Source organism: Conexibacter sp. SYSU D00693, from assembly GCF_017084525.1.
Classification (GTDB): domain Bacteria; phylum Actinomycetota; class Thermoleophilia; order Solirubrobacterales; family Solirubrobacteraceae; genus Baekduia.
The window spans coordinates 4,184,025-4,210,735 of the sequence record NZ_CP070950.1 but is presented as its reverse complement, the minus strand read 5'-3'; the positions used below and the strand labels follow the sequence as shown (position 1 = coordinate 4,210,735).

Below are 26,711 nucleotides of genomic sequence, written 5' to 3'. Positions count from 1 at the left end.
CTGGCGCGGGCGCGCGCGGGTGCTGGCGCGGGCGCGCGCGGGCGCGAAGGCGTGACGCGGCGGTGGTGATCCGTGACGCGCGCGGCGCCACGATCGCCGCGTGGACCGTGAGTGGGGACTTCCGCTCGAATGCCGAGCGCAACTCCCCACTCACGTGCGAGAGGGGTCGCTCGCCGGCCTGGCGACGATCCAGAAGGGGGTGGTCTCCCACGCCCAGCTGTCCGAGCTCGGCTTCTCGGACCCCGCGATCCGGCGCCGCATCAAGGCGGGCCGCCTGCGGGAGGTCCACCGGGGCGTGTACGTCGTCGGGCACGGGGCGCTCCACCCCCGTGCGCCGTGGATGGCGGCGGTCCTCGCCGGCGGCGCGCACGCGGTGCTGAGCGACACCTCCTGCGGCGCGCTCTGGAGCATCGCGCCGAACCCCGAGACGACGGTCCACATCACCGTCACGGGCGACTGCGGACGTGACTGCGACGGGATCACGCCGCACCGTCGCCGACTGGCACCGCAGGATCGCACCAGCCGAGACGGGATCCCGTGCACCTCGGTGGCACGGACGCTGCTCGACATCGCCGACACGCGGCCGTCGCTGCTCGTCGCAGCGTGCGAGGCCTCGGTGCGCGAGCGGCTCTTCGATGGCGCGGCTCTTGCGGAGGTCCTCGACCGCTGCCGCGGCAACCGTGGCGCCGGACGCCTGCGGCGTGCCGTCAGCGAGCTCACCGACGACCCCGACATCCTGCGCAGCGAGCTCGAACGACGGCTCAAGGCGCTGCTCGGGGGTGCTTCCCTGAGGAAGGCGCCTCGGTTCAACCAGCACGTGGCGGGATCGTCGGGGACGCTCTGGGAGGTCGACGTGCTCTGGCGGGTCCAGCGGCTCGTCGTCGAGGCCGACAGCCGCGCGTACCACGGGACCCGGAGCGCACGTGAGCGCGACGCGGCGAAGCAGCGCGACCTGGAGGCCGGTGGTTGGGAGGTCTGGCGCGTTCGATGGCGAGACGTCCACGCCGGCCGAACCGCCCTCCTCACTGCCCTGGACGACCGGCTGCGCACGTGAGTGGGGACTTGCGCTCGACATGCGAGCGCAACTCCCCACTCACGACGACGGGCGGCCCCGGAGGGCCGCCCGTCGGGACGAACGCGCGGTGGGCGCCCGTGCCCTACGCCGCCTCGAGCGCCTCGCGCTCGTACTGCGTGGACGGCGTGTTGCGGTACGGGTTCTCGGAGTCGGCGTCGGTCTGCTCCTCGTGGTACGCGGACTCGACGTTGACCGCCCAGATGTCGTGGCGCTCGCCGTCGAGGACGTTGTCCACGGCGCGCATGGCGCTGAGCATCGAGTGGTCGGAGTTGTTGTAGCGGTGCAGGCCGTTGCGGCCGACCTGGACGAAGCCCTGGAGCGGGTCGAGCCAGGAGCGGATGGTGGCGACGCGGTCGGCGTACTCGGCGTCGTACATGGGGTACGCCTTCGGGACGCGGACGACGTAGCCGCGGCGGACGTCCTGCGCCTTCGCGAGGCCGAGCAGCTCGATCTCACGGGTGGCCAGCGCGATGAGGTCCTCATCGGAGGAGTCCCAGAGCTCGTCGCCCTTGAAGCAGAAGTACTCCATGCCGATCGAGGCGGTGTCCGGGTCGGGCACCATCCACGGGCTCCAGGAGCGGAAGTTCTGGATGCGCCCGACCTCGACGCTGTCCTCGTGGATGTAGATCCAGTTGTCGGGGAAGAGGTCCTTGCCGTCGAGGATGAGCGCGACGGTCAGGAAGTCGCGGTAGCGCAGGCCCTGGGCGGCCTCGCGGACCTCCTTGGGCGCCGTCGGCGACGCCATGCCGACGGTGTTGCGCAGCGGCAGCGACGAGATCGTCGCGCGGGGCTCGAGGACGTCGTCGGGGGTGTGGACGCGCACGACGCGGCCGTCCTCCACCTCGATCTTCGTCGCCGGGCAGTTGAGCCGGACCTCGCCGCCCATCTCCTCGATGCGCGTCGTCATCGTCTCCCACATCTGCCCCGGCCCGAAGCGCGGGTAGTTGAAGGCGTCGATCAGCGACTTGATCTTGTTGCCCTTGTTGCCGAAGAACGCGGCCTTGGCGGCCGACATGAAGGACAGGCCCTTGATGCGCTGGGCGGCCCACTCGGCGCGCAGCTCGGTCGTCGAGACGCCCCACACCTTCTCGGTGTAGCCCTTGAAGAAGTGCTGGTAGAGGCGCCAGCCGAAGCGGTTGGAGACCCACTGCTCGAGGTTCTCCTCCTTGCCCTTGGGCTTGACCGCCGCCCACAGGTAGGAGAGGCCGCAGAGCACGAGCTCGACCGGGCCGAGCTTCTTGATGACGTCGGTGCCCTTGAGGGGGTAGTCGAGGTACTTGCCCCGCCAGAAGATGCGCGACATCCGCGGGCGCTTGAGGAACTCGTCGCCCATGATCTCGTGCCAGAGGTCGTCGACCTCCTGGTTCTTCGTGAAGAAGCGATGCCCGCCCAGGTCGAAGCGGTAGCCGTCGGGGTCGACGACCGTCTTGGCGATGCCGCCGACCTGGTCCTCGGCCTCGAGGACGACGACCTTCCGGCCGCGCTTGGCGATCAGGTAGCCGGCGGTGAGGCCGGCGGGGCCACCGCCGATCACGACGTAGGGGCGGGCGTCCGGGCCCTCGTCGTCCGACGACAGGGTGGGCGGGACGGCGTCAGCGAGCGTCATACGTCCCCGCACACTGCCCGGTCGCGCGCGCGACGCGACACGCGTCTAACGCCTCCCAACCGGTCCTAACACGCGCTAACACGGACCGCTCGGTCCTCCGGGAAGCGGTGCAGTGCCCGGCGCTAGGGCCGCTGGAACGGCCCCTCGGTGCTCGGGCGCGCCGGCGCTCGGACCTCGACTGCCGCCGGCGGGGGCGGCGGCGGCAGGACGAGCGGCCTGGCCGTGCGCCGGTAGACGACGGCGCGCACGCCGCGCGGCAGCCGCCGGTCCTCGAACTTCGGCAGCGCCTCGACGCGCCGCAGGCCGCCCGTGTGGTCCAGCGCCCGCTCCCACTGCGCCGCGCGCTTGCGCACGAGCCGCGTCCACGGGGCCCGCCACTGGCTCGTGCGGATGATCGGCTGGATGAGCAGCAGGTGCTGGCCCGTCTCGAGCTGCGGCAGGACCTCGCGGGAGACCGCGATCGGCCCGGTCTCCTCGAGGCGCTCCAGCGCGTCGCGCCAGTCGAAGACCTGCGGGTCGGGGACCCAGCCCAGCGCGTCGGCCCACCGCAGCCCGTCGCCGAGGTAGTAGCGCATGAGCGGCCCCTGCTCGGGGTGCGTCGACAGCACGACGTCGCCGTCGCGCACGTAGTGGGACTCCTCGAGCGTGCGCGCCACCCGGTAGGCGTCGCTCTTGCCGCGCAGCTGGCGCTCGCGGCCGTCGGTCCACAGGAGCAGGACGACGAGCAGCGCCATGAGCCCGAGCCGCCCGTAGCGCGCCAGGCCGATGCCCAGCAGCAGCAGGACGGGCCCGACGAACGTCGCGAAGTACCGGCTCGCCCACGCGGGCGACGCCTGCGAGGCCAGGAAGGCCACCAGCAGCCCGAGCCCGCCCGCCAGCGCGATCGCCTTGATCGCCCGCGCCGTGGGATCGCGCCGCGCGCCCGGTCGCCGCAGGACGACCCCGAGCCCCGCCAGCCCGACGAACACCCCGAGGATCCCGGAGCCCTCGCCGCCGATGAGCCCGCCCAGCCCGTTGATGACCGCGTCGAACCCCGGCCGCTCGGCCCACGGCGCGCCGGTGTGCGCGGCCTGGAAGAGCAGCGACGGGATCCACGGCAGGTAGACGACGCCGAGCGCGCCGAAGCCCAGGACGCCGTCGCGCAGCAGCGCGCGCCGGCCCTCGCGGTCGTCCTGCAGCGCGAGCACGACCACCGCCCCGGCGCAGCCGACCAGGAGGAAGAGCCCCCAGTTGTGGGCGTAGGCGAGCGCGGCGGCACAGGCGACGAACAGCGGGATCGCGCCCCGGCGACGCGCCCCGTAGGCCAGCGCGAACGTCGCGCAGGTGGCGAGCGACAGCAGCGCCACCAGCGCGTACATCCGCGTCTCCTGCGCGTAGTACGTCAGGTACGGGTTGAACGCCGCGAGCGCCGCGACCGCCCAGCCCGTGCGCACGCCGGCGATCGCCCGGCCGGCGAGGAACCCCACGGGGATGGTGGTCAGCGCGAAGAGCAGCGAGAGCGCGTGGGTGCGCTCCTCCCCGTCGCCCACGACCTCGATCCAGAGGTGGAGCAGCAGGTAGTACAGCGGTGGCGACCCGTCCTGGCGCAGGACGCCCGGGATGTCGAAGAAGCCGTGCGACGAGATGCCGACCGACAGGCCCTCGTCGATCCAGAACTTCGCGTCGAGGGCCTGCGTGCGCAGGGCCAGCGACAGCCCTGCGACCAGCGCGAGGCCGGCGAGGACCGCGACCGGCAGCCGGCGCAGCGCCGCGCTCACCGCCCGCCCTCGCACGCCGCCACGACGCGCCAGCCGGGCGCCGTCGCCAGCGTCCGCTGCGCGACGCCGTCGAGCCCGCGCAGCGTCGGCACCGCCCGCGCGCCCTCGATGGTGTTCACCCGGAAGACGACCGCCGGCGGGCGCGGCTCGAGCGCCACCTCCGTCGTGTGGACGTGCAGGTGCCACGCGACCGACGGGACGAGGAACGGGCCGGTGTACGGGCGACCGCAGTCGCGCAGCGCCTCGGCGCCACCCGCCCGGTCCACGAGCCCCTCGAGCTCACCCAGCAGGTCGGCCTGGTACTCGACGGAGTCCAGCGCCGTGTCCAGCCGCGAGGTCGACGACGCCACGAACAGCGCGCCGAGCGCCACCGCCGCGACGACGACCGGGACGCGCAGCCGTTGCAGCGCCCAGCCCGCGCCGGCGCCCGCGAGGACGATGCCCAGGACGACGGGCGGGATGAGGTAGCGCTGGTTGCCCGAGAAGCCGCCGCCCGAGGTCATGAGCGCGACGATCGCCAGCCAGGCCGCGCCGAGGGCGACGAGGCCCGCGAGCTGCCTGTCGCGGCGCACCACGACCGCCACGAGCGCGAGGACGAGCCCGACCTCGGCGGGGACGACGAGCATCTTCTCGGCGTCCTCGAGGATCCGCAGCACCGGGTCGTCGGCGAACGTCGCCGCCCCCGGGTTGGGGTTCTGCGCGCGCGACATCGCCCGCAGCGGATCGCCCGAGCCCCACCACTCCGGCAGCGTCCAGATCGCCACGGTGAAGGCGCCCAGGCCGACGACGAGCCGCGGACCGAGGTAGCGGCGCCACAGCAGCCACGCGCCGTAGAGGCCGAGGAACGGCCACGCCTCAGGACGCAGGAGGCCCGTCCCCACCCCGAGCAGGAACGCCGCGCGCCGGTCGCCCGCGAGGTGGCGGTCGACCGCCGCCAGCAGCAGGCCCACGAGCAGCGGCTCGGAGTTGCCCAGCGCGCTGTTGCGCACGAGCCACGGCGCGACGAGCAGCGCGCCCGCCGCGGCCAGACCCCCCGGCACGCCACCGCCCAGCCGCTTGGCCACGCGGAAGCCGAACACCACGGCCAGGACGTCGCCCGCCCGGGCGACGACGAGCCACAGGGAGGGCGCCGCGTCGCCGAAGAGCGAGAAGACGGTCGTGCAGATCACCGGCAGCGGCTTCCACGACGGACCGTCGGTCGTCATGAGGTCGAGGTGCGTGACCTCGCGACCCCAGACGATCCACGCCCACGGGTCGTACGTCGGGGCCGAGGGCCCCAGCAGCGAGAGCGCGCCGATCGCCAGCGCGACCACGACGAGCAGCACGCCGGGACGGCGGACGTCTGGCAGCGGGCCGGGGCCCGGGCGGCGGCCGGCCTCGGCGACCGGTCGCGCGGCGGGGTCCTCGGTCAGCACGGCCGTGGAGCGTAGTCGGCGCGCCGCCTTGCAGCCCCTGCGATGCTCAGCAGATGCAGCGGCTCCGGCTGGCGGTCGTGCTCGCGCTGGCCCTCGTGCCGGCCGGCTGCGCCGCGGCCCAGGCCGCCCCGCGCACCGCCCCGACGGTCGCCGAGGCGCGCGAGGCCGTCGCGCTGGCGCAGGACGTCGTCGCGGGCGATCCCGGCGCGCGTCACGTCGACGCCACGGTCGCCCTCGCCCAGGTCGCCGAGACCGCCAGGGCACTGCCGCCCGACGAGCGCCGGGAGGCCCGCCGCCTGCTCGCCCGCCCCGACGACAGCGCCGGCGTCCCCGGCGGCCTCGTCTACTCGCCCGCCGAGCGCGCGGGCCTCAAGTGGGTCTGCCGCGGCGGCTTCTGCGTGCACTGGACGACGGTCGAGCCCGCCGCGCCCGACCTCACCGACAGCGACCTCGACGGCGTGCCCGACTACGTCGCCACCGCGCTCAGCGTCTACGCCGACGAGGTCGGACCGTGTGAGAGCACGACCGCCCCGGGCGTCTGCGGCCGGCCCGCCACCGGCGGCCCCGGCACGGCCTCCGGCCTGGGCTGGCCCACGCCCCTGCCCGACGGCCGCGGGGCCGCCGGCCCGAACCGCGACGCGACCGACGTCTACGTCCTGGACCTCGACGGCGCGCTGTACGGCGCGACGATCGTCGAGGCGACCAGCGACGCCCCGGCCCCGGCCTTCGAGCTCATCGACGATGACTTCTCACCGACCGAGTACCGCGGCAAGACGGGCCTCGAGGCGCTGCGCGTCACCGCCGCCCACGAGCACCACCACGCGATCCAGTTCGGCCTGGACCGCCTCGCCGACAGCTGGCTGTTCGAGGCGACCGCCGTGGTGATGGAGGACCTCGTCTTCCCCACCATCGACGACTACGTCCGCTACGTCGACACCGCCTGGAACCCCGAGCTCCCGCTCACCACGCCGCCGTCCGACGAGGACAGCCACGCCTACGCCGCGGCGGTCTTCCTGCACTGGCTGCGCGCCCACCGCGGCGGCGACGCGCTGCTGCGCGACGCGTGGGCCGGCTCGCGCGCGGCGGGCCACCTGTCCACCGCGGCGCTGGACCGCGCCCTTGGCGCCCGCGGCGCGGGCTCCTTCGCCGACGCGCTGCTCGACTTCTCCGCCGCGAGCGCCGAGTGGCGCGCGCCCGGGGCCGGCTTCCCCGACGGCTACGCCGCCGTGCGCCGCCGCGGCTCGCTGCCCGTGGGCACCGAGGTCGGCCTCCAGCTCGACCACACCGGCGCCCTGCTGTTCGACGTCCCCGTGGCGCAGGAGCCGTCGATCACCCTCGAGGTCGCCTCGGGACGCGGCGCGTTCGCCGGCGGGGTCGCGCTCGTCGGCCGCACCGGCGGCGACGAGGGCGCCGGTCAGGTGACGACCGCCATCGGGCGCGCCGGGGCCGACGGCCGGGCCTCCGCCACGCTCCCCGACCCGGCGCGCTTCGGCCGCATCACCGCCGTCGTGGTCAACGGCGAGAGCGGCACGGCGGGCTTCCGCCCCGACGTCGACGACTGGGCCTGGACCCGCGACGACGAGCCGCTGACGCTCGCGCTGCGCCGGCCCGCCCCGCCCGCTCCCCCGCCGCCGCCGGTGTCGGCCGTCAGCGCCGACCGCCGCGCGCCCACGGTCACGATCCGCCTGGGCCGCCAGCGGCTGGCGACGGTCCTGCGACGCGGGCTGCGGGTCCCCGTGGGCTGCGACGAGGCGTGCACGATCAGCGCCACCACGCGCCTCGAGACGAAGGCCGGCAAGCGGCTGCGGCTGCGCAGCACGGTCGGGCGCGCCACGGGCCGGCTGTCCCGGGCCGGCACGAAGGTCGTCGTCCTCAAGCTCTCGAAGGCGGCCCGCACGAAGCTGCGCCGCCAGCGCTCGGTCAAGCTCGTGCTCACCGTGAGCGTCCGCGACGGCTCGTCGAACAGCCGCCGCCTCGTGCGCAGCGCGACGCTGAAGCGCTAGTCGATCTCGAGCCGCGCGTCCTCGAGGTCGAGGTCGCGCTCGATGCGGCGCATGATGTCGTCGGTGATGAGGCCGCGGTTGCGCAGCCGGATGATCTCGGCGCGCTCGGCCTGCAGCACCTGCCGGCGCAGCTGCTGGTAGGCCTGCGATCCGCGCTCGATGTCGCCGTCGTCGGCCTCGTCGAGCTGGGCCTCGAAGCGGCGGACGCGGAACTCGTAGAGCCCGCGCATGCGCTCGTGGGTCCCGTCCCGCACCCAGTCCTCCTCGCGCAGCTCCTCGAGGCGGTCGAGCGCCGCCTGCGCCGCGCGCAGCCGCGCCTCGGCCTCCTGCTCGGCGACCGACTGCTCGTCGTCGAAGATCCGCGCGCGCTCGATGAGCGGCCCGAGCGTCATGCCCTGCCCCACGACGGTGACGAAGATCACCGCGAAGGCGCAGAAGACGATGAGGTCGCGCTCGGGGAACGGCGCGCCGCTGTCGGTCTCGAGCGGCAGGGCGAGCGCCGCGGCCAGCGAGACCGCGCCGCGCATGCCCGACCACCCGAGCAGGCCGAGGAACCGCGCGTCGGGCGGTGGCTCGCGCACGCCGCGCCAGCGCTCGAGCATCCGGGCCAGCCACGCCCACGGGAACAGGAAGACCATCCGGATGAGCGTCACCGCCGCCGAGACCGCGAGGCCGTAGCCCAGCAGCTCGCCGATCGAGCGCTCGTCGAGCGCCTCGAGCGCGGCGTGGACCTGCGTGCCGACGAGCACGAACAGCACGGCGTTCATCGCGAAGACGAGCAGCTCCCAGAACACGAAGGCCTGGATGCGGGTCTGGGGCGTGATGAGCTGCGGCGAGTTCCAGCCGAGGAACAAGCCGCTCGTGACCGCCGCGAGCACGGCGGAGACGTGCAGCGCCTCGGCCGGCAGGTACGCGAAGTACGGCGTGATGAGCGAGATCGCGATCTCGACCGGCGGGTCGTCGAGCCGCGCGCGCAGCTGCCCGATGAGCCAGCCGACCGCGAGGCCGATGGCGATGCCCGCCAGCGAGCTGTAGACGAACTCGAACGTGGCGTCGGCCAGCGAGAAGCTGCCGGACACCGCGGCGGCGACGGCGAACGAGTAGACGATGAGGCCCGAGGCGTCGTTGACCAGCGCCTCGCCCTCGACGAGCGTCACGAGCCGGCGCGGCGCGCGCGTGCGCTGGGCGATCTGCACGGCCGCGACCGGGTCGGTGGGCGAGACGATCGCGCCGAGCACGAACGCCGCCTCCCACGGCAGCCCGACCACCCAGTGGGCGACCGCCGCGACGCCGAGCGCCGTGACCACCACCAGCACGATGGCCAGCAGGGCGATCGGCCGCGCGTTGGCCCGCAGGTCCTGCAGCGAGGAGAAGAACGCCGCCGAGTACAGCAGCGGCGGCAGGAAGGCGAGCAGGACGACCTCGGGCGGCAGCTCGACGTCCTCGGCGCCCGGCAGGAACGCCAGCAGGACGCCGCCCGCCACCAGCGGGATCGGGTACGGGACGCCGGTCCGCGAGCTCAGCAGGAGCAGCAGCCCGGCACCGAGCAGCAGCGCCAGGACAAGGAGCTCGCCGTGCACGCCGGGCGGGCCTCGCTACTCGCGCGTCGTGAGCGTGGCGACGGCCATCGCCGCGGCGCCCTCGCCGCGGCCGACGAAGCCCATGCCCTCGCCCGTCGTCGCCTTCACGTTCACGCGCTCCGGAGGGACGCCCAGACCCGCCGCCAGGGAGACGCGGATCGCGTCGCGGTGCGGCCCGACCTTCGGGCGCTCGAGCACGAGCGTCGTGTCCACGTGCTCGACGGCCAGGCCGCGGTCGCCCACGAGGCCGAGCACGTGGCGCAGCAGCGCCATCGAGTCGGCGTCGCGCCAGCGCTCGTCGGTGTCGGGGAAGTGCTGGCCGATGTCGCCGAGGCCGGCGGCGCCGAGCAGCGCGTCGATGACCGCGTGGGTGAGCACGTCGGCGTCGGAGTGGCCCGCGAGCCCCTCGTCGTGCGCGACCTCCACGCCGCCGAGCACGAGCCGGCGGCCCGCGGCGAACCGGTGGCTGTCGTAGCCGATCCCGGTCCGCACGACGCTCATCCGATCGGCTCCCGGCGGACCTCGCGCCGGCGGAAGGTCGCCAGCTCGGTGACGCCGTGGTCGGCCAGCCACTGCAACGTCGGCTCGTAGCCGTGGCCCAGGACGTCGGGCGTGTGGGCGTCGGAGCTCAGGACGATCGGGTTGCCCGCGTCGACGACCATCTCGAGGAACGGCGACGACGGGTAGACCTCGCCCACCGGCTTGCGCAGGCCCGCGGTCGAGACCTCGACGGCGATGCCGGAGTCCGCGATCTGGTCCATCGCCAGGTCGTAGTAGAAGCGCGGGTCCTTCTCGGGGACCGGCCGCTCCTTGCCCCAGTGCTTCACGAGGTCGGGGTGCGCGAGGAGGTCGAAGAGCCCGCTCGCGGCGGCCTCGCCGAGCCAGGTGAAGTACGTGCGCCAGACCTCGTCGGCCGACCGGCCCGACGTCCAGACGTCGAAGCGGTCGTAGTCCACGGCGCCGTCGCCCAGGAAGTGCACCGAGCCGACGACGTAGTCCCACTCCTGCTCCTCGAGCAGCGACGCCATCCGGTCCTCGCGGCCCGGGATGAAGTCGGCCTCGATGCCGAGCAGCAGGTCGGTGTCCTCGCGCACGAAGCGCGCGTAGGCGTCGAGGTCGTCGCGGGCGCTCTCGCGCCAGTACTGGTGGTCCCACACGTCCAGGGCGCGGGTGAAGCGGTAGACGTGCTCGCTCACGCCGAGCTCGGTGATCCCGCGCTCGGTGGCGACGGTCCGGTAGCGCTCGGCGTTGGCGGCGGTGAAGTAGCGCTCGGCCGGCGTGTCGGGGCCGTCCGGTCGCAGGTGGACGTGGAGGTCGGTCAGCAAGGCTCGTGGCGGAGGTGGTGGATCAGCCCGCGGCGGCGCGGGCGGCGAGCAGGGACTCTGCCAAGAGGAGGTCCTCGGGGGTCGTCACCTTGAGGTTCGTGCGCGGGGCGGGCACCAGGCGCACGGTCCCGCCGAGCGCCTCGACGAGCGACGCATCGTCGGTGGCGGCGGCCAGGACGGCGTCGTCCTGGGCCAGGGCGCGCTCGAGCACGTCGCGGTGGAAGGCCTGAGGCGTCTGGACGGCCCACAGCGTGGCGCGGTCCAGCGTCTCGCGCACGACGTCGCCGCCGGGGTCGGTGCGCTTGGTCGTGTCGACGACGCGCGCCGCTGCGATGGCGGCGTCGGCGCCGTCCAGGCCGGCGAGGACGTCGTGGACCGTCCCGGGCTCGAGCAGCGGCCGGGCCGCGTCGTGGACCAGCACCGGGCCCCCGGCGCTCGCCGCGGCCAGCGCGTTGCGCACCGAGTGCGAGCGCTCCGCACCGCCGCGCACGCCGACGGTCCCGGGCGGGGGCTCGACGCCCTCCGGGAGCGCGACGACGACCTCGTCGCACGTCGCGCGCAGCACGTCCAGGCTCCACTCGAGCATGGGACGGCCCCTCAACGCGACGAGCGCCTTGGGACCCGAAGATCCCAGGCGCTCGCCGCGTCCGGCGGCCACGAGCAGCGCGACCGCCACTTCCGTGTCCTCGAAGGCTCAGCCGGCCTTGGCCAGCTTCTCCTCGGCGGAGGTCGTCAGGAGGTCGTCGAGGTAGGCCTCGGCCTCCTCCTCGTCCTTCTCGAGCGCGTACATCAGCTCGGAGGCGAGGATCTTCTTCGCGCGGGTGAACATCTGCTTCTCACCCGTCGACAGGCCCTTCTCGTGCTCGCGCAGCGCCAGGTTGCGCACGACCTCGGCGAGCTCGTAGATGTCGCCGGTCTTGATCTTGTCGCGGTTGTGCTTGAACCGGCGGTTCCAGTTCTTGGGCATCTCCGAGACGTCGTCCTGCAGGACCGCCAGGACCTTCTTGACCGTCTCCTCGTCGATGACGCGGCGCAGGCCCGCGATGCCGGCGTTGGCACACGGGACCATGACGGTCATGTCGTTGTGGAGGATCTTGATGGTGAGGTACTCCTTCTCCTCACCGAACATCTTGCGCAGCTCCTTCTTGAGGACCTTGCCCGCCCCGTGGTGCGGGTAGACGACGTTGTCGCCCACCTCGAAGAGGATGTTCTCGATGACCGGGGCCTCGAGGTCCTCGAGCATCTGGTCTTCCGTTGCCTCGGGAATGGTGTTCCTCCTTGTCGCGCCGACCGCTGCCTACGTCTGCAGGTAGCGGTCGACGAGGTTGATCTCCTGCAGGCGGCGAAGGCCCTCGCGGATGTCCTTCGCCCTGATCTCGCCGACGCCCTCGACGGTCTCCAGCTCTGCGTCGGTGGCGGCGAGCAGCTCGTCCAGACCGCCGAACTCCTTGACGATCTGCGTGACGACGAGCTTCGGCAGGCGCGGGATGCGCCCCAGGATCCGGTAGCCGCGAGGGCTGACCGGATAGTCCAGCGTGTTGAGCTTGCGGTCGTAGCCCAGGAGCTCGGCGAGGCGGCCGAAGTCGAGGAGGTCCTGGTGGGGCATGCGCCCCAGCTGGTCGAGGGAGGCGGCGAAGGCCTCGTCGGCGTCCTCGGCCAGGTAGTCGTGCAGGAGCGCGCCCTTGTCGCCGGCGACGCCGACCATCGTCTCCTCGAGCTGCATCTCGATGAGCCGGCCCTCCGTGCCGAGCTCGACGATGTAGCGCTCGATCTCGACGGCCATGCGCGTCACGAGCTCGGAGCGCTGGAGGACCGTCAGGACGTCGTGCAACGTGGCACCGCCCTCGAACTCGAGGGCGGTGAGGCGGGTCGAGACCTGGTCGAGCCGCGTCCGGTACTTGTCGAGCGTCGCCAGGGCCTGGTTGGCCTTGGCGAGGACGACGGGGATGTCCTCGAGGATGTACTTCGCGCCGTCGACGTAGAGCGAGACGACCTCGCGACGCTGCGAGACGGCGATGACGAGCGCGTCGGTCTGCTTGGACACGCGCTCGGCGGTGCGGTGGCGGGTGCCGGTCTCCAGCGTGAGGATCGTGGGATCCGGCATGAGCTGGACGTTGGCCATCGCGATCTTCGTCGCGTTGGCGTTCAGGACCAGCGCGCCGTCCATCTTCGCCAGCTGGTAGAGCAGGCCGGGCGAGTAGTCGGCGTCGAGCTTGATGCCGCCGGAGAAGAGGAAGCCGAGCTCCTCGGGGTCGCCGATGGCCAGCAGGCCGCCGGTGCGCGCGTGCAGGATGTTGTCGATCCCCTCGCGCAGGGCACTACCAGGAGCGACCATCTCCAGCGCCTTGACGAGCCGGGGCTCCTGACGGCTCTCGAGCTCGGTGAGCTCGTCCCCGGAACGCTGCACCATCGACACCGATGGTACCAGGGACCCCCCGTTCCAGCGGTCCGCCTCGGATCCTGCTCAGGGTCGGTCCTTCCGGGTGGCGGCAGCCTATCCCCCTGCGACCGACGGCGCATGGACGCCGCGTCAGGGGCGGCTCGCCCGCACCTGGAAGATCGAGGTGAAGCCCGAGCGGAAGCCGTTGCGCGCCGCACGCAGGTACAGCCGCCAGACGCGCACGCGCTCGGCGCCCGCGAGCTGCACCGCCTCGTCCAGACGGCCGTCGAGGTTGGCGATCCAGTGGCTGAGCGTCTGCGCGTAGTCGTGGCGCAGGTCCTCGACGTGGTGGGGCTCGAAGCCTGCCCGCTCGAGGGCGTGCAGGACGCGGCTGAGGTGCAGCGGCGCCGCGTCGGGGAAGACGTAGCGCTCGGAGAACGGCCCGGCCTCGGGGTCGGTGTGGCGCAGCCGGGCGATGCCGTGGTTGAGCAGCCGGCCCCCGGGACGCAGGAGGCGGTGCAGCTGCTGCGCGTAGGCGTCGATCTGGACGTTGCCGACGTGCTCGACCATCCCGATCGACGCGATGACGTCGAACGGGCCGTCGTCGATCGCGCGGTAGTCCATCACGCGGATCTCGACCCGGTCGCCCACGCCGGCCTGCGCGACCCGCTCGCGCGCCAGGCGGGCCTGCGGCTCGGACAGCGTGATGCCGACGACGCGGGCACCGTGCTCGCGCGCCGCGTGGATCGCGAAGCTCCCCCAGCCGCAGCCGACGTCGAGCACGCGCTCCCCGGGCTGGAGGCCGAGCTTCGTGCAGACCATCTCGCGCTTGGCGTGCTGGGCCTCCTCGAGCGTCGTCGCGCCGCGCGAGAAGACCGCGCAGCTGTAGGTCATGGACGCGTCGAGGAAGAGCGCGAAGAAGTCGTTGGAGACGTCGTAGTGGTGGCGGACGGCGCGGGCGTCGCGCTCGACGCTGTGGCGCCGGCCACGAGGGCGCAGCTCCGAGACCGGGCGGCGGGGCGGCCGGCGCAGGCCGACGGCGCGGGCGGCGAGCGCCCCGAGGCGCAGCTGCTCGCGGCCGTCGATCGGCGCCGGCTTCCAGCCGTTGAGCAGCTCGAGGACGGCGTCGAGGTCGTCGACCTCCAGCGCGCCGCTGACGTACGCGCGCCCGACGCCGAGCTGGCCCGGCGCCCGCAGCACGTGGGCCAGCGCGTCCGGGCCGCGCAGGCGGAAGACCGGGCCGCCGCCGTCGCCGGTGGTGGGATCCAGTCGCGTGCCGTCCCAGAGCTCGACGGCGAAGGGCCGGTCGGGCAGCGCCCGAGCCAGCTCCGCGGTGAACGAGCGCGTGGCGGAGCGTGCCATGCCCGTCCACGGTACTGCCGTCCTAGCGGTCCTCCCGGCGGGCGAACTGCCCGTGGAAGCCGAACGGGATGTGGTGCGGGACCCGCGCGCGGGCGCGCTCCTCGAGCGTCGCGGCGTCGAGGACGACCAGCGCGGAGGTGCCCGCCGCGGGCTCGAGCGCGACGGTGAGCAGGACGCCGTCGTCCTCGCTCGTCGCCCCGGGGCGTGGGGCGAGGACGGGCTCGCCGGGGTGCAGCCCGGGCTCGTGCCATGCGCGCTGCTCGCCGGTGGTCACGTCGGTGTGGACGATGCGGTCGAACCACCCGGACCGCTCGGAGGCCCCGACGCCCCAGACGTGGCGGTAGGGCCGGCCGTTGACGCGGCCGTAGTCGATGACGGGCAGCTCGAAGCGGACCTCGGCGAGCGGCTCGCCGGTGGCGGTGTCCTCGCCGGGGCGCAGGCGGTAGCGGCGCAGCTGCGGCGTGGGCGGCGCCTGGCCCGCGCGCAGGCGCTCGAGCGCCAGCGCCTCGACGATCGCGGCGTCGTCGTAGGCCAGGAGGTCGACGACGAGGTCCTCGCCGTCCTCGAAGGCGTTGACGTGGTGGAAGCAGAAGAACGGCTCGGCCTCCCACGTCCCGGCGGGCCGGCCCGTGGCACGGTCGACCGCGAGGAAGCGGCTTGGGTGGGCGCCGTCCCAGGCGAAGGAGGCCGCGAACGAGCGTCCGCCGAGCGCGAGGCGCAGCGGGTCGACGGTGAACGGCCCCTCGGCGAGGACGGCGCGGCGCGGGGTGAGCGAGAACGCGTGGTGGTAGGCGGGGCGGCGGACCGGCAGGCGCCCCACGACGCGCTGGTCGCCGCCGGGCCGCTGGGCGTAGACGACGTAGCTCGAGCGCGGGCCGAAGTGCACGCCGTGACCCCAGAGCTCGTCGCCGTCGGCGTGCGGGTGCGCGGTGGTGTGGTGGCCGGCCGGCGGCGGCTGGCCGACCCCGAGCGTCTCGAGCGTGTCGGGGTCGAAGGCCACCGGCATCGGCGTCTCGGTCAGCGCCTGCCAGCGGTCACCGAGCGCCATGACGTTCACCGCGCCGTTGTCGCTGAAGTCCTTCGCGGGGTCGAAGAGCGTGGTGACGCGCTTGAACGCGCTGCGGCACGGGTCGGTCGCGAACTCGCGGAAGGCGATGCGGCCCTCGGCCTGCGCCGCCTCGAAGGCCCGGCTGCGCAGGAAGCGCGACGCGTAGTCGACGCGCCCGTCGGCGAAGGCGAAGCGGTGCAGCTTGGCGAGCCCGTCGAACCAGTGGTTGACCGGTCGTCCGCCGACGTCCCAGCGCGCCGGACCGGTCCGCAGCAGGCTGCCGCGCAGCCAGGGCGGCAGCTCGCCCTCGACCGCCAGCTCGGTCGGAGTGACCTCCGCGTCGGCGTCCTGGAAGCCCAGGACAGCGCCCTTCGTCGCCGTCGCTGTCATCGTGCGTCCCCTCGGTGCCGGTGTGACGTGCCCGAGTCGTACCGTCCTGATCGGAGCATGTCAATGCCGCACCCCGGGCTCACGCCGACCTCGTACATCGTCCTCGGCCTCCTGCGCTTCGCCGGCGAGGCGACGCCCTACGAGCTCAAGGCCACCCACGCGGGCTCCGTCGGCTTCTTCTGGGCGGTCCCCCACTCCCAGCTCTACGCCGAGCCCGACCGCCTCGTCGCCCGCGGCCTCGCCACCGTGCGCCAGGAGGAGCGGGGCCGGCGCCGCAAGCACTACCGGATCACCGACGAGGGGGTCGCGGCCCTCGACGCCTGGCTCGCCGGCGCCGACCTGCCCCGCGGCGAGCTGCGCGAGCCGGCGCTGCTGAAGGTGTTCTTCGGCGCCGACCCCACGGACGTCGCCGTCCGCCAGGTCGAGGCCCACCGCGAGCGCCTCGCGACCCTCACCGCGATCCGCGACCGCGTCCGCGGACTCCCCAACGCCACCGGGCCGCTGCACACGCTCGACGCCGGCATCGCGATGCAGGAGGCGTGGATCGCCTTCTGGGAGCGGCTGGCGGCGGGGTCGGGGCCGGTCGAGGGGTAAGGCGCAGCGGGTCTCGGCGGGGCTCCGGGCGAGGTCTGTGACGTCCGAGGTCCCCAAGACCTCGAACGTCACACACCTCCTCACGCTAGGCCGCGGCCCGCTCGTGTCGCTCGGGCGCGCCGAGCGCCAGCCGCACCGCCTGGCGCAGCGACGTCGCAGAGGCGGGCGAGACGACCCGGGCGAGGCCGAACTTCGCGGACTCCTCGAGGCGGCGGTCGGGATGCGCGACGGTGCGCAGCTCGCCGGTGAGCCCGACCTCGCCGAAGGCGGCGAGCGGCTTGTCCGGCGCGCCGAGGGCCACCCCGCGGGCGGCGCTCGCGACGGCGAGGGCGACGGCGAGGTCGGCGCCCGGCTCGTCGACGCGCACGCCGCCGACCACGTTGACGAAGACGTCGGCCTGGCCGACCCCGACGCCCGCGTGGCGGGCGAGGACGGCGAGGACCATCGCGAGGCGGTTGCGGTCGATGCCGGTGCAGACGCGCCGCGGCGGCACGAGCTCGGACTGCGAGACGAGGGCCTGCACCTCCACGAGCAGCGGGCGGGAGCCCTCCATGGCGGCGAGCACCACGCTGCCGGGCTTGCCCGTCGCCTCGCCGACGAAGCGGGCGCTCGGGTCGAGGACCTCGACAAGACCGCCCTGGCGCATCTCGAACACGCCGGTCTCCGACGTGGAGCCGAAGCGGTTCTTCAACGCCCGCAGCGTGCGGTACGTGCGCTCCTTCTCGCCCTCGAACTGCAGGACGCAGTCGACGAGGTGCTCGAGGACGCGCGGGCCGGCGATCGCGCCCTCCTTGGTCACGTGGCCGACGAGGACCACGGCCGTGCCGGCGCGCTTGGCCACCTCCATGACGCGCGCCGCGACCTCGCGCACCTGGCCCACCGAGCCCGGGGCGCCGGTGAGCTCCGCGGCGTGGAGGGTCTGCACCGAGTCGACGACGCAGACGTCGGGCCGCTCGGCCTCGATCGCCGCGAGGACGGCGTCGAGGTCGGTCTCCGCGAGCACCGGGACGTCGAGCGCCCGGCGGTCTGCGGCCTCCAGCCGCTCGTGGCGCAGGCGGATCTGCGCCGCCGACTCCTCACCCGAGACGTAGAGCACCGAGCGCCCCGCGCCGACGAGGTCACCGAGGGCCATGCCGGTGAGCGTCGACTTGCCGATGCCCGGCGAGCCGCCGAGCAGGACGAGGGAGCCCGGCACGAGCCCGCCGCCCAGCACGCGGTCGAGCTCGCCGATGCCGGTCCGCAGCCGGTCGGCCGCCTCCGCACGGACGTCGCGCAGGCGCTGGGGCTTGGGCGCCGGCGCACCGCCGGCGCCGCCACCGCCCGCGCCGGCACGCGACCGCCCGCCCTTGCCCGCCGCCGCCGGTGCGCGCTCCTCGACCAGCGTCCCCCAGGCGCTGCACGAGGGGCACTGGCCGAACCACTTGGCGTGGCTCGCGCCGCAGTCCGAGCAGACGAAGTGCGTGGCGGGGCGGGGCATCGGGCCCGTGGACGGTAGGTGCCGTCCCGGACGCGATCGTGTCCCGTCACGAAGGCGTCACGAAGGCGCGCGCTCGCAGCTGGAGAAGCCTGCTTCGCGGTGCGAGCGGTCGCAGAACGGCTTGGTCTGCGAGGCGCCGCAGCGGCACAGCACGATGGACTCCCCGGGCGGGACCTCCCACGTGCCGCCGTCGGGGTCGACGAGGCGCACCGGGCCCGTGACCTTGTAGGGCCCGTCGTCGCGGACCTTGATCTCGACGAGGGGCGCGCCGTCGGCCATGTGCCCATGCAAGCACGGGCGGCGGGGGCGCGGCTAGACGACGGCGGGACCGCCGCCGGCCGACACGACCGGGACCGGGCCGAGCACCGCCGCGACGGCCTGCTCGCCGGCGGCCGGCTCCGGGCGCTCGTCCCAGTGCTCGACGGTGACGCGGTCGACCGGCACCGCGTGGCGGGCGTAGGAGCCCTTCATCCCGCAGAGCCGGCCGATGGCGGCCAGGACCGGGTTGACGACCCGCTGCAGCCAGCGCGGCGGCGAGCAGAGGACCAGCTCGCGCCGGAACTCGCGGGCGGTGACGGCGGCCTGCAGCGGATCCGGCGAGCCGTGCTCGTCGACGAGCCCCTCGCGGGCGAGGCCCATCAGCGTCCCGACGAGCTGCTCGAAGCGCTTGGCGGGCCACACCTCGAGCAGGATCTCCGCGTCCTGCGGCCCGTCGTTCCAGTAGTCGTGGCGGGCGCCGCGCGGGACGACGATCCGCTCCCCGGGCCGCGCGATCCGCTCCTCGCCGTCGAGCGAGAACGTCAGGCGGCCGCGGCGGACCTCGAAGGCCTCGACCAGCCCCGGGTGCAGGTGCTCGCCCAGCCGGCAGTCGCCGGGCGGGACGGCCATGCTCGCGGCCAGGTAGCGGCCGTCGGTGTCGTCGGCGCCGAGCAGGACGGTGACGCGCTCACCGGTGGTGGGGTTGTGGAAGACGTCGCCGGCCGTGGCCATGGACAGCATCCTCCCCAGGGCCGGATTCCGGGTCATCGGGGCCTTCCCCAGTCCCGGGGTGCGGCTGCCTCTCGGGGTGACCCGGAGCCGCCTCCCTCACCCGAGCCCAGGCGCCTCCCTCATCCGCGTCCGGCCGGCACGGCGTTGGACGACCGTGCGACGGCCCAGCCGCCGGCGCCCCGCGCCGTCACGACGCACACCCGCCGGCTGGACGGGACGCGCAGCCGGGGGCCGGAGGCGACCCGGCGCTCGGGGATGCGCCGCACCCGCTTGACCGCGCCGCCCGGCGTGCGCTCGACGGCGACGAACCGCTCGGGACGGACCCACGCGTAGGAGAACCGGGCGTCCCCGCCGCCCCACGCCCCGCGCCGGCACGTCGCGACGCCGTCGCGGACGGTGATGCGCGGCGCCCGCCGCGACCACGGCGCCGCCGGCGGCGACGGCGCCAGCAGCGCCGACCGGTGCTCGAGCAGCCGCTCGCCCACGTCGGCGAGCCCCTCGCCGCACCCGCGCCCCTGCGTCTCGCCGCCCCACGTCACGACGGCGGCGACCCGGCCGTCGACGACGACCGGCCCGCCGCTGTCGCCGCCGCAGCTCTGCGCGCGCGACGCGGCCAGCGTGCACAGGTGGTCGGCAGGGCGCAGGAGCTGCGGGTGGTCGCGCCGGCAGTCCTCGGCGCCGAGGACCACCTGCTCGGCCACCTTGAGGTCGTCGCTCGGGCCGCCGCCCTCGCCCGTCCCGGTCGAGCCGTGGCCGAACGTCCGCGAGGCGGCGCCGACGGCCGGCTCGGCCTCGGCCAGCGGCGCGACCGGCGTGCCGGCCGGCAGGGGCGTCGCGAGCAGGACGAGCGCCACGTCGTCGACCGAGGCGCTCGCCGACGGCGAGTCCGGGAACCTCGGCGAGGGCAGCTCGCGGAAGGACGGCGGGAACCAGACCGCCCGAGCGCGCCGCGCGTCGGCCGTCGCGAGCGCCGTCAGCCGCCCCTCTCCCACGAGCACGCGCAGCGACCCCGGCGCGGTGCCCAGGACACAGTGTGCCGCGGTGAGCACCCGGTCGCGCGCGATGACCGCCCCGCTGCAGCGCTCCCCGGCCACGACCGGCCGGCCGGGGCTGACGAGCGTCGCGGCCCACGGCGCCTCCCCGGGCGCGGCCACGCGCCCGCCGAAGACGGCCGACGCCGGGGCCGGCAGCGCGGCGAGGACCAGGCAGGCGAGGACGAGGCACGAGCGCGGGCGCAGCAGCACGCCGCACATCCTGCCCTCCCCGTCTGAGGCGACCGTGAGGCGCTAGGCGTGGTCGCGCCGGCGCTCGACGAGCTGGCGCAGGTGCTCGACGGCCTCGGGGGAGTTCTTGCGCAGCTTGCGCACGTCCCACGACGTGAGCGTGACGAGCCGCATGGGCGACGTCGCGATGACCGTGGCGGAGCGCTGGGAGCGCTCGAGGACGCCCATCTCGCCGATGACGTCGCCCGCGCCGAGCTCCGCGATGGTCTCGCCCCCGCGCTCCACGCGGGCGGTGCCCTCCTCGATGGCCAGCACGTCGTAGGAGTAGTCCCCCTCGCGGACCAGCTCCTTGCCCTCGGGCACCGACACCTCCGCGGCCAGCGCGGCGATGTGGCTCAGGTCCTCGTCCGACAGGTCGGCGAAGACGGAGATGCTCTTCAGGCGGGAGGCGTCCACGGCGCCCATCCTGCCCCAAACGCGCCGGGGCATGCAACGCCCGCGTGACGCATCGCACCGAGGGGTGGTGCACCACGAGGGGCGGCCCGCAGGCCGCCCCTCGATCACATCAGTGGTGTGCGCGACGCGCTACTCGACGTCGCCGCCCTCGGAGCGCGGCTGGTCGGGCTCACCCGGCAGCACCTGCTCCTCCGGCGAGGACTCCGAGGACTCGTCCTCCGAGCGGGCGCCGACCGCGGCCGGCACCTTCTCCGGCGCGACGACCGACAGCGTCACCTCGGGCTCCTCGCCCTCCGGCGCGCGGTCGACCATGACCGTGCCACCCGGCATGAGCTCCGCGCGCAGGACGAAGTCCGCGAGCGGGTCCTCGATGTAGCGCTGGATCGCCCGGCGCAGCGGGCGGGCGCCCATCGCCGGGTCCCAGCCCTTGTCGACCAGGAGGTCCTTGGCGTCGTCGGTGAGCTCGAGCTGCAGCTCACGCTCGGCCAGCGACTCCCGGATGCGCTGCAGCAGGAGCTCGACGATCGTCTTGATCTCGTCCTTCTGCAGCTTGTGGAAGACGATGACGTCGTCGATGCGGTTGAGGAACTCCGGCCGGAAGACCTTCTTGAGCTCGCCCATGACGCGCGACTTCATGTCGTCGTAGGTCATGCCCTGGTCCTCGTCGCCGACGGAGAAGCCCAGCGGGGTGTTGCGGGCGATCTCCGAGGCCCCGATGTTCGAGGTCATGATCACGATGGCGTGACGGAAGTCGACCGTCCGGCCCTGCGAGTCGGTCAGGCGCCCGTCCTCCAGGATCTGGAGGAGGATGTTGAACACATCCGGGTGGGCCTTCTCGATCTCGTCGAGCAGGAGCACCGAGTACGGCTTGCGCCGCACGGCCTCGGTCAGCTGGCCGCCCTCGTCGTAGCCGATGTAGCCGGGGGGCGAGCCCACGAGGCGCGAGACCGCGTGCTTCTCCATGTACTCGGACATGTCGATGCGGATCATCGAGTCCTCGTCGCCGAACAGGAACTCGGCGAGCGTGCGGGCCAGCTCGGTCTTGCCCACGCCCGACGGGCCGAGGAAGACGAACGAGCCGGTCGGGCGCTTCGGGTCCTTCAGGCCGGCACGGGAGCGACGGATGGCCTTCGAGATGACCTCCACCGCGGCGTGCTGCCCGATGACGCGCTTGTGGAGCTCGTCCTCCATGCGCATCAGCTTCTGCGTCTCGGCCTCGGTGAGCTTGAACACCGGGATGCCGGTCCACATCGAGACGATGTCGGCGATCTCCTCCTCGCCGATGGCCGGACGCTCAGCGCCCTCGGCCTCGCCGGACTCCCACTGCTCCTCGAGCTCGCGCTTCTTGTTCGTCAGGCGCCGCTCCTTGTCGCGGAGGTTGGCCGCCTTCTCGAACTCCTGCGCCTCGATCGCGTTCTCCTTCGCGCGGCGCGTCGTCTCGATCTCCTCCTCGAGCTCCCGGTAGACGGGCGGGGAGGTCATCGACTTGATGCGCATGCGCGACGCGGCCTCGTCGATGAGGTCGATCGCCTTGTCCGGCAGCTGCCGGTCGGAGATGTAGCGGTCGGCGAGCTCCGCGGCCGCCTCGAGCGACTCGTCGGTGATCTCGATCTTGTGGTGCTCCTCGTAGCGGTCGCGCAGGCCCTTGAGGATCTGCACGGTCTCGTCCACGGAGGGCTGCTCCACGCGGATCTGCTGGAAGCGGCGCTCCAGCGCGGAGTCGCGCTCGAGGTACTTGCGGTACTCGTCGAGCGTCGTCGCGCCGACGGTCTGCAGCTCACCGCGCGCCAGGGCCGGCTTGAGGATCGACGCGGCGTCGATCGCGCCCTCGGCGGCACCCGCCCCGACGAGGTTGTGGATCTCGTCGATGAACAGGATGATGTCGCCGCGCTGGGTGATCTCCTTCATCACCTTCTTGAGGCGCTCCTCGAACTCGCCGCGGTACTTCGAGCCCGCGACGAGGGCGGCCAGGTCCAGCGTGTAGATCTGCTTGCCCTTCAGCAGCTCCGGCACGTCGGCGGCGGTGATCCGCTGGGCGAGGCCCTCGACGACGGCGGTCTTGCCGACGCCGGGCTCACCGATGAGGACCGGGTTGTTCTTCGTGCGCCGCGAGAGGATCTGCATGATCCGCTCGATCTCGGTCTCGCGACCGACGACGGGGTCGAGCTTGCCGTCGGAGGCGAGCTTCGTGAGGTTGCGGCCGAACTGGTCCAGGAGCTTCGAGGACTTCTTGCCCTCGCCCTGGGCGGCACCGGAGCCCTGGGTGCCGGCGCCCGAGCCGGAGCCCGAACGGCGGCCGCCGGGACCGGACAGCATCCGGATGACCTCGTTGCGGATCTTCTCGGAGTCCGCGTCGAAGTCGAGGAGGATGCGTGCGGCCACGCCCTCGTTCTCGCGCACGAGGCCGAGCAGGATGTGCTCGGTGCCGATGTAGTTGTGGCCCAGGCTCAGCGCCTCACGCAGCGCGAGCTCCAGGACCTTCTTGGCGCGGGGGGTGAACGGGATCTGGCCCGAGGTCACCTCCTCGCCGGAGCCGACGATCCGGACGACCTGCGCGCGGACGCGCTCGACCGTGATGTCGAGGCTCTCCAGGACGCGAGCGGCAAGCCCCTCCTCCTCCCGAAGGAGGCCGAGGAGGATGTGCTCGGTCCCGATGTAGTTGTGCTTGAGCGTCCGCGCTTCCTCCTGCGCGAGAACGACCACCTGGCGGGCTCGCTCCGTGAATCGCTCGAACATGTGGCGTAAGTCCTTCCTGCTTGGGCGTCGCCCGAGGGCGTGGGTCAGGTGGTGGTCTGGACTTGGTGACGGGGTGGGTACGGGGTCACCGACCTACCCGGTCCACCCACCTCATCGACCGTTCGGGGTCGATTGCTGAGGGGGACCAGGCTCCGTTCGGCGGCCATGGGGCAGTCTACCAACGGGCCTGGACCCCGCCGGGGGCCTTGGAGGAGGTTCCGACGAGCTGTCGAAGCGGCTTCGACGCGCGGGCGCGCTCAGTCCCGCATCGCGGGGAAGAGCACGACCTCGCGGATCGACCGCCGGCCGGTGAGGAGCATGACCAGGCGGTCGATGCCGATGCCGATCCCGCCCGTGGGCGGCATGCCGTGCTCGAGGGCCTCGACGAAGACCTCGTCGTAGGGCTGGGCCTCCTCGTCGCCCTCGGCGGCGAACCGGACCTGCGCCTCGAAGCGGGCGCGCTGCTCGTCGGGGTCGTTGAGCTCGGTGAAGGCGTTGGCCACCTCCATGCCGCCCGCGAAGGCCTCGAAGCGCTCCACCAGCCCCGGCTCGGAGCGGTGGTCCTTGGCGAAGGGCGAGAGCTCCTTCGGGTAGTCCACGACGAAGGTGGGCTGCTGCAGGGTGGGCTCGACCACCTTCGAGAAGAGGTCGTCGACGAGCTGGGGCCAGGTGAGGTCGGCCGTGGGGATGTCGATCGCCCGCTCGCGGATCGCGGCCTCGAGGGCGTCGCGGTCACGCACGGCGTAGATGTCGATCCCCGTGGCCTCGGCGATGGCGTCGCCGAGCGACACGCGCCGGTAGGGCGGCGTGAAGTCGAGGTCGTCGCGGGCGCTGCCGAGCACCTCCGCCGTCGCGGCGGCCACCCGCGGCAGGAGCTCCTCGACCCGGCGCATCATGTCCTCGTAGTCCGCATAGGCCTCGTAGAACTCGACCATCGTGAACTCGGGGTTGTGCTTGTAGGAGATGCCCTCGTTGCGGAAGTCCTTGCCGAGCTCGTAGACGCGCTCCAGGCCGCCGACGATCAACCGCTTGAGGTACAGCTCGGTCGCGATGCGCAGGTAGAGCTCGCGGTCCAGCGCGTTGTGGTGCGTCGTGAACGGGCGGGCCATGGCGCCGCCGTACAGCGGCTGCAGCACCGGCGTCTCGACCTCGACGAAGCCGGCGTCGTCGAGGTAGCGGCGCACCGTGGCGATGATCCGCGCGCGGGCGACGAAGAGGTGGCGCGACTCCTCGTTGCCGATGAGGTCGAGCTCGCGCCGCCGGAAGCGGGTCTCCACGTCCTGGAGGCCGTGGAACTTGTCGGGCGGCGGGCGCAGGGACTTCGCCAGGACCTCGAAGCCGTCGACGCGCAGGCTCAGCTCGCCGCGCTTGGACATGAACGCCGTCCCGTCGACCCCGATGAGGTCGCCCAGGTCGAGCTCGAGCAGGCGCCCGTGCAGCTCCTCGCCCAGCACGTCGAGGCGGGACTGCAGCTGGATCCGGCCCGAGCGGTCGACGAGGTCGAGGAACGCCATCTTGCCCTGGCCGCGACGGGCGGCCAGCCGCCCGGCGATCCGGTGCCGGGACGCCGTCTCGGCGCCCGGCTCGAGGCCGTCGTGGGCGGCGCGGACGTCGGCGATCGCCTCGACGCCCGGGAACGCGTGCGGGAAGGGGTCGAGCCCCTCGGCGCGCAGGCGCTCGAGCTTGGCGCGCCGGGCCGCGAGGATCTCCTCCTCGCCGCCGGCTGCGGCCTGCGCGTCGTCGCTCACGGCCTGCCGGGCTAGAGCCCGACGTCGATCTTCGTGATCTTGAACTCGCGCGTCTTGCCGTTGGGCAGCTGGACCGTGACGGTCTCGTTGCGCTTGTGGCCCATGAGGGCGCGGCCGACGGGCGACTCGTTGGAGAGCTTCTTCTCGGCCGGGTTGGCCTCGGCCGAGCCGACGATCGTGAACTTGTCGGACTTCCCGTCCTCGGTCTTGACCGACACGACCGACCCGACGCCGACGACGTCCTTGGAGAGCTCGGAGGCGTCGACGACCTGCGCGGCGCGGATCTTCTCCTCGAGCTGGGCGATCCGGGCCTCGACCATCATCTGCTCGTTCTTGGCGTCGTCGTACTCCGAGTTCTCGGAGATGTCGCCGAACTCGCGCGCGTCCTTGATGCGCTCGGCCACCTCGCGCCGCTTCTCGGTCTGGAGGTGCTCCAACTCGTCCTTGAGCTTCTGGAGGCCTTCGGGGGTGAGGATGACGTCGCGAGGCATGGTGTGGGTCGCTGCTTCCGGCTGCAGCGAGCGCGGGAGGATAGCTCAGGCCGCAAGCACCGTCGGCCGGACCGGCGCCAGAGCGGCACGGGCCTCCTCGACGGTGCTCGACTGCTGCAGCGCGGCGTTGACCGCCTTGGCCTGCACCGGGTCGAGCCCGAGGCGCTCGACGTACCAGGGGTGGAACTTGCGCAGGAAGCGCCCAGCCCGCTCAGGGCCGAGATGCTCCACTGCCCGGTCCATCACCCAGTCGTGCTCGGCGAGGACCTCCTCGACCGTCGGCGCGGCGGCGCGGCGGCCGAGGACCTCCTCGAACAGCCACGGGTTGCCGAGGCTGCCGCGGGCCAGCATCACGGCGTCCGCGCCGGTGTGCTCGTAGGCCGCCTTGACCGCCTCGGCGCTGCGCAGGCCGCCCGAGAGGACCACCGGCGCCCCCAGCGAGGCGACGAGCTGCGCCGCGAGGTCGTAGTCCGGCGTGCCCTTGTGGTGGACCGCCGCCGAGCGCGGGTGGAAGCCGATCGCCGCCACCCCCGCCTCGTCGACGAGGCGGTGGGCGAGGCCGAAGCCGTCGGTCTCCCCGGGCCGCTGCCCCGAGCGCAGCTTCACGGTGACCGGGAGGCCGCTGCCCTCGCGCGCCGCGCGGGCCACGGCGACCGCCGTGTCGGGGTCCTTGATGAGCGCCGCGCCCGCGCCGGTCTTGCAGACCTTCGGGACCGGGCAGCCCATGTTGAGGTCGATGACGTCGACCGCGGTGTGCTCGGCGACGTACGCGGCGGCCGAGCGCATGACGTCAGGGTCCTGGCCGAAGAGCTGCAGGGCGACCGGGCCGCCCACGTGCTCGTCGGGGTGCAGGCGCAGCATCTCCGTCACGGTCTTCTGGTTGCCGTGGTGGATGCCGAAGCTCGAGACCATCTCCGACACGGCGAGGCCCGCGCCGTAGCGCTTGGCCTGCAGGCGCACGAACCACGTCCCGATCCCCGCGAGGGGCGCGAGCACGACGCGGTTGGGGACCTCGAGCGGCCCCAGGCGCCAGGTGTCGGTCAGCGACGGCATCG

General features: G+C 73.6%; 23 protein-coding genes. 3 read left to right on the top strand and 20 right to left on the bottom strand.

The window, feature by feature from the left end; translation table 11 throughout:
• Positions 1-154 precede the first annotated feature (154 nt).
• Positions 155-1,054 (top strand): type IV toxin-antitoxin system AbiEi family antitoxin domain-containing protein, encoded by a 900-nt coding sequence (locus tag JUB12_RS20765; protein ID WP_205697348.1) that lies wholly within the window; start codon positions 155-157, stop codon positions 1,052-1,054.
• Positions 1,055-1,157: 103 nt separating this feature from the next.
• On the opposite strand, the gene JUB12_RS20760 is transcribed toward JUB12_RS20765, so the two are convergent.
• The 3 genes from JUB12_RS20760 to JUB12_RS20750 form a co-directional block, all read right to left on the bottom strand.
• Positions 1,158-2,681, bottom strand: a complete 1,524-nt coding sequence (locus tag JUB12_RS20760) for an NAD(P)/FAD-dependent oxidoreductase (RefSeq protein ID WP_205697347.1) — start codon at positions 2,679-2,681, stop codon at positions 1,158-1,160.
• Positions 2,682-2,803: 122 nt separating this feature from the next.
• Positions 2,804-4,438 carry a glycosyltransferase family 39 protein gene (locus JUB12_RS20755; RefSeq protein WP_205697346.1) on the bottom strand — a complete coding sequence of 545 codons (1,635 nt, stop codon included), beginning with the start codon at positions 4,436-4,438 and terminating at the stop codon, positions 2,804-2,806.
• On the bottom strand, positions 4,435-5,853 hold the full coding sequence (locus JUB12_RS20750) for a hypothetical protein (protein ID WP_205697345.1): 1,419 nt from the start codon (positions 5,851-5,853) through the stop codon (positions 4,435-4,437). Before JUB12_RS20750 ends, JUB12_RS20755 begins: the two co-directional genes overlap by 4 nt.
• A gap of 53 nt (positions 5,854-5,906) precedes the next feature.
• Between JUB12_RS20750 and JUB12_RS20745 the strand changes: the two genes are divergently transcribed.
• Positions 5,907-7,856, top strand: a complete 1,950-nt coding sequence (locus tag JUB12_RS20745; protein WP_205697344.1) for an MXAN_6640 family putative metalloprotease — start codon at positions 5,907-5,909, stop codon at positions 7,854-7,856.
• Here the strand turns inward: JUB12_RS20745 and JUB12_RS20740 are convergent.
• The 8 genes from JUB12_RS20740 to JUB12_RS20705 form a co-directional block, all read right to left on the bottom strand.
• Entirely contained in the window at positions 7,853-9,436 is a 1,584-nt protein-coding gene (locus tag JUB12_RS20740; RefSeq protein ID WP_205697343.1) for a Na+/H+ antiporter, read from the bottom strand. The genes JUB12_RS20745 and JUB12_RS20740 overlap by 4 nt on opposite strands.
• 15 nt (positions 9,437-9,451) lie before the next feature.
• On the bottom strand, positions 9,452-9,928 hold the full coding sequence (ispF, locus tag JUB12_RS20735) for a 2-C-methyl-D-erythritol 2,4-cyclodiphosphate synthase (protein WP_371822351.1): 477 nt from the start codon (positions 9,926-9,928) through the stop codon (positions 9,452-9,454).
• Positions 9,929-9,933: 5 nt separating this feature from the next.
• Positions 9,934-10,761, bottom strand: coding sequence for a histidinol-phosphatase (locus JUB12_RS20730; protein WP_205697341.1), 828 nt, complete (start codon positions 10,759-10,761; stop codon positions 9,934-9,936).
• Positions 10,762-10,783: 22 nt separating this feature from the next.
• Positions 10,784-11,437 carry a 2-C-methyl-D-erythritol 4-phosphate cytidylyltransferase gene (gene ispD / locus JUB12_RS20725; protein WP_205697340.1) on the bottom strand — a complete coding sequence of 218 codons (654 nt, stop codon included), beginning with the start codon at positions 11,435-11,437 and terminating at the stop codon, positions 10,784-10,786.
• Between the two features lie 18 nt (positions 11,438-11,455).
• Positions 11,456-12,004 (bottom strand): CarD family transcriptional regulator, encoded by a 549-nt coding sequence (locus JUB12_RS20720; protein WP_241004337.1) that lies wholly within the window; start codon positions 12,002-12,004, stop codon positions 11,456-11,458.
• A gap of 54 nt (positions 12,005-12,058) precedes the next feature.
• Positions 12,059-13,171 carry a DNA integrity scanning diadenylate cyclase DisA gene (gene disA / locus JUB12_RS20715; RefSeq protein ID WP_205697339.1) on the bottom strand — a complete coding sequence of 371 codons (1,113 nt, stop codon included), beginning with the start codon at positions 13,169-13,171 and terminating at the stop codon, positions 12,059-12,061.
• 120 nt (positions 13,172-13,291) lie between these two features.
• Positions 13,292-14,503 carry a cyclopropane-fatty-acyl-phospholipid synthase family protein gene (locus tag JUB12_RS20710; protein WP_205697338.1) on the bottom strand — a complete coding sequence of 404 codons (1,212 nt, stop codon included), beginning with the start codon at positions 14,501-14,503 and terminating at the stop codon, positions 13,292-13,294.
• A 22-nt stretch (positions 14,504-14,525) separates the two neighbouring features.
• A complete protein-coding gene (locus JUB12_RS20705) occupies positions 14,526-15,941 on the bottom strand; it encodes a carotenoid oxygenase family protein (protein ID WP_205697337.1) in 1,416 nt (471 codons plus the stop codon).
• A 57-nt stretch (positions 15,942-15,998) separates the two neighbouring features.
• Here JUB12_RS20705 and JUB12_RS20700 point away from each other — a divergent pair, with 57 nt between their 5' ends.
• Positions 15,999-16,535: a PadR family transcriptional regulator gene (locus tag JUB12_RS20700; RefSeq protein ID WP_205697336.1), complete on the top strand. Its 537-nt coding sequence runs from the start codon at positions 15,999-16,001 to the stop codon at positions 16,533-16,535.
• An 85-nt stretch (positions 16,536-16,620) separates the two neighbouring features.
• Here the strand turns inward: JUB12_RS20700 and radA are convergent, their stop codons facing one another.
• The 9 genes from radA to JUB12_RS20655 all read right to left on the bottom strand — a co-directional run bounded on the left by radA (position 16,621) and on the right by JUB12_RS20655 (position 26,709).
• Positions 16,621-18,012: a DNA repair protein RadA gene (gene radA / locus JUB12_RS20695; protein WP_205697335.1), complete on the bottom strand. Its 1,392-nt coding sequence runs from the start codon at positions 18,010-18,012 to the stop codon at positions 16,621-16,623.
• A gap of 57 nt (positions 18,013-18,069) precedes the next feature.
• Complete coding sequence (locus tag JUB12_RS20690; protein ID WP_205697334.1) at positions 18,070-18,291, bottom strand: CDGSH iron-sulfur domain-containing protein; 222 nt, start codon at positions 18,289-18,291, stop codon at positions 18,070-18,072.
• A 33-nt stretch (positions 18,292-18,324) separates the two neighbouring features.
• Positions 18,325-19,002, bottom strand: coding sequence for a cupin domain-containing protein (locus JUB12_RS20685; protein WP_205697333.1), 678 nt, complete (start codon positions 19,000-19,002; stop codon positions 18,325-18,327).
• Between the two features lie 119 nt (positions 19,003-19,121).
• A complete protein-coding gene (locus JUB12_RS20680) occupies positions 19,122-20,246 on the bottom strand; it encodes a trypsin-like serine protease (RefSeq protein ID WP_205697332.1) in 1,125 nt (374 codons plus the stop codon).
• A 42-nt stretch (positions 20,247-20,288) separates the two neighbouring features.
• Complete coding sequence (locus tag JUB12_RS20675) at positions 20,289-20,681, bottom strand: cyclic nucleotide-binding domain-containing protein (protein WP_205697331.1); 393 nt, start codon at positions 20,679-20,681, stop codon at positions 20,289-20,291.
• Positions 20,682-20,810: 129 nt separating this feature from the next.
• Positions 20,811-23,417: an ATP-dependent Clp protease ATP-binding subunit gene (locus JUB12_RS20670; protein WP_241004336.1), complete on the bottom strand. Its 2,607-nt coding sequence runs from the start codon at positions 23,415-23,417 to the stop codon at positions 20,811-20,813.
• A gap of 257 nt (positions 23,418-23,674) precedes the next feature.
• A complete protein-coding gene (lysS, locus tag JUB12_RS20665) occupies positions 23,675-25,165 on the bottom strand; it encodes a lysine--tRNA ligase (RefSeq protein WP_305852572.1) in 1,491 nt (496 codons plus the stop codon).
• 11 nt (positions 25,166-25,176) lie between these two features.
• Positions 25,177-25,656, bottom strand: coding sequence for a transcription elongation factor GreA (greA, locus tag JUB12_RS20660; RefSeq protein WP_205697330.1), 480 nt, complete (start codon positions 25,654-25,656; stop codon positions 25,177-25,179).
• Positions 25,657-25,701: 45 nt separating this feature from the next.
• Complete coding sequence (locus JUB12_RS20655; protein ID WP_205697329.1) at positions 25,702-26,709, bottom strand: tRNA-dihydrouridine synthase; 1,008 nt, start codon at positions 26,707-26,709, stop codon at positions 25,702-25,704.
• Between the last annotated feature and the right edge of the window lie 2 nt (positions 26,710-26,711).

Coding starts and splice junctions, on each gene's coding strand:
- JUB12_RS20760 (WP_205697347.1), bottom strand. CDS start 2,681: ATGACGCTCGCTGACGCCGTCCCGCCCACCCTGTCGTCGGACGACGAG.
- JUB12_RS20745 (WP_205697344.1), top strand. CDS start 5,907: ATGCAGCGGCTCCGGCTGGCGGTCGTGCTCGCGCTGGCCCTCGTGCCG.
- JUB12_RS20720 (WP_241004337.1), bottom strand. CDS start 12,004: ATGCTCGAGGACCTCGAGGCCCCGGTCATCGAGAACATCCTCTTCGAG.
- disA (WP_205697339.1), bottom strand. CDS start 13,171: ATGGTGCAGCGTTCCGGGGACGAGCTCACCGAGCTCGAGAGCCGTCAG.
- JUB12_RS20710 (WP_205697338.1), bottom strand. CDS start 14,503: ATGGCACGCTCCGCCACGCGCTCGTTCACCGCGGAGCTGGCTCGGGCG.
- JUB12_RS20705 (WP_205697337.1), bottom strand. CDS start 15,941: ATGACAGCGACGGCGACGAAGGGCGCTGTCCTGGGCTTCCAGGACGCC.
- JUB12_RS20700 (WP_205697336.1), top strand. CDS start 15,999: ATGTCAATGCCGCACCCCGGGCTCACGCCGACCTCGTACATCGTCCTC.
- radA (WP_205697335.1), bottom strand. CDS start 18,012: ATGCCCCGCCCCGCCACGCACTTCGTCTGCTCGGACTGCGGCGCGAGC.
- JUB12_RS20690 (WP_205697334.1), bottom strand. CDS start 18,291: ATGGCCGACGGCGCGCCCCTCGTCGAGATCAAGGTCCGCGACGACGGG.
- JUB12_RS20685 (WP_205697333.1), bottom strand. CDS start 19,002: ATGGCCACGGCCGGCGACGTCTTCCACAACCCCACCACCGGTGAGCGC.
- JUB12_RS20670 (WP_241004336.1), bottom strand. CDS start 23,417: ATGTTCGAGCGATTCACGGAGCGAGCCCGCCAGGTGGTCGTTCTCGCG.
- greA (WP_205697330.1), bottom strand. CDS start 25,656: ATGCCTCGCGACGTCATCCTCACCCCCGAAGGCCTCCAGAAGCTCAAG.
- JUB12_RS20655 (WP_205697329.1), bottom strand. CDS start 26,709: ATGCCGTCGCTGACCGACACCTGGCGCCTGGGGCCGCTCGAGGTCCCC.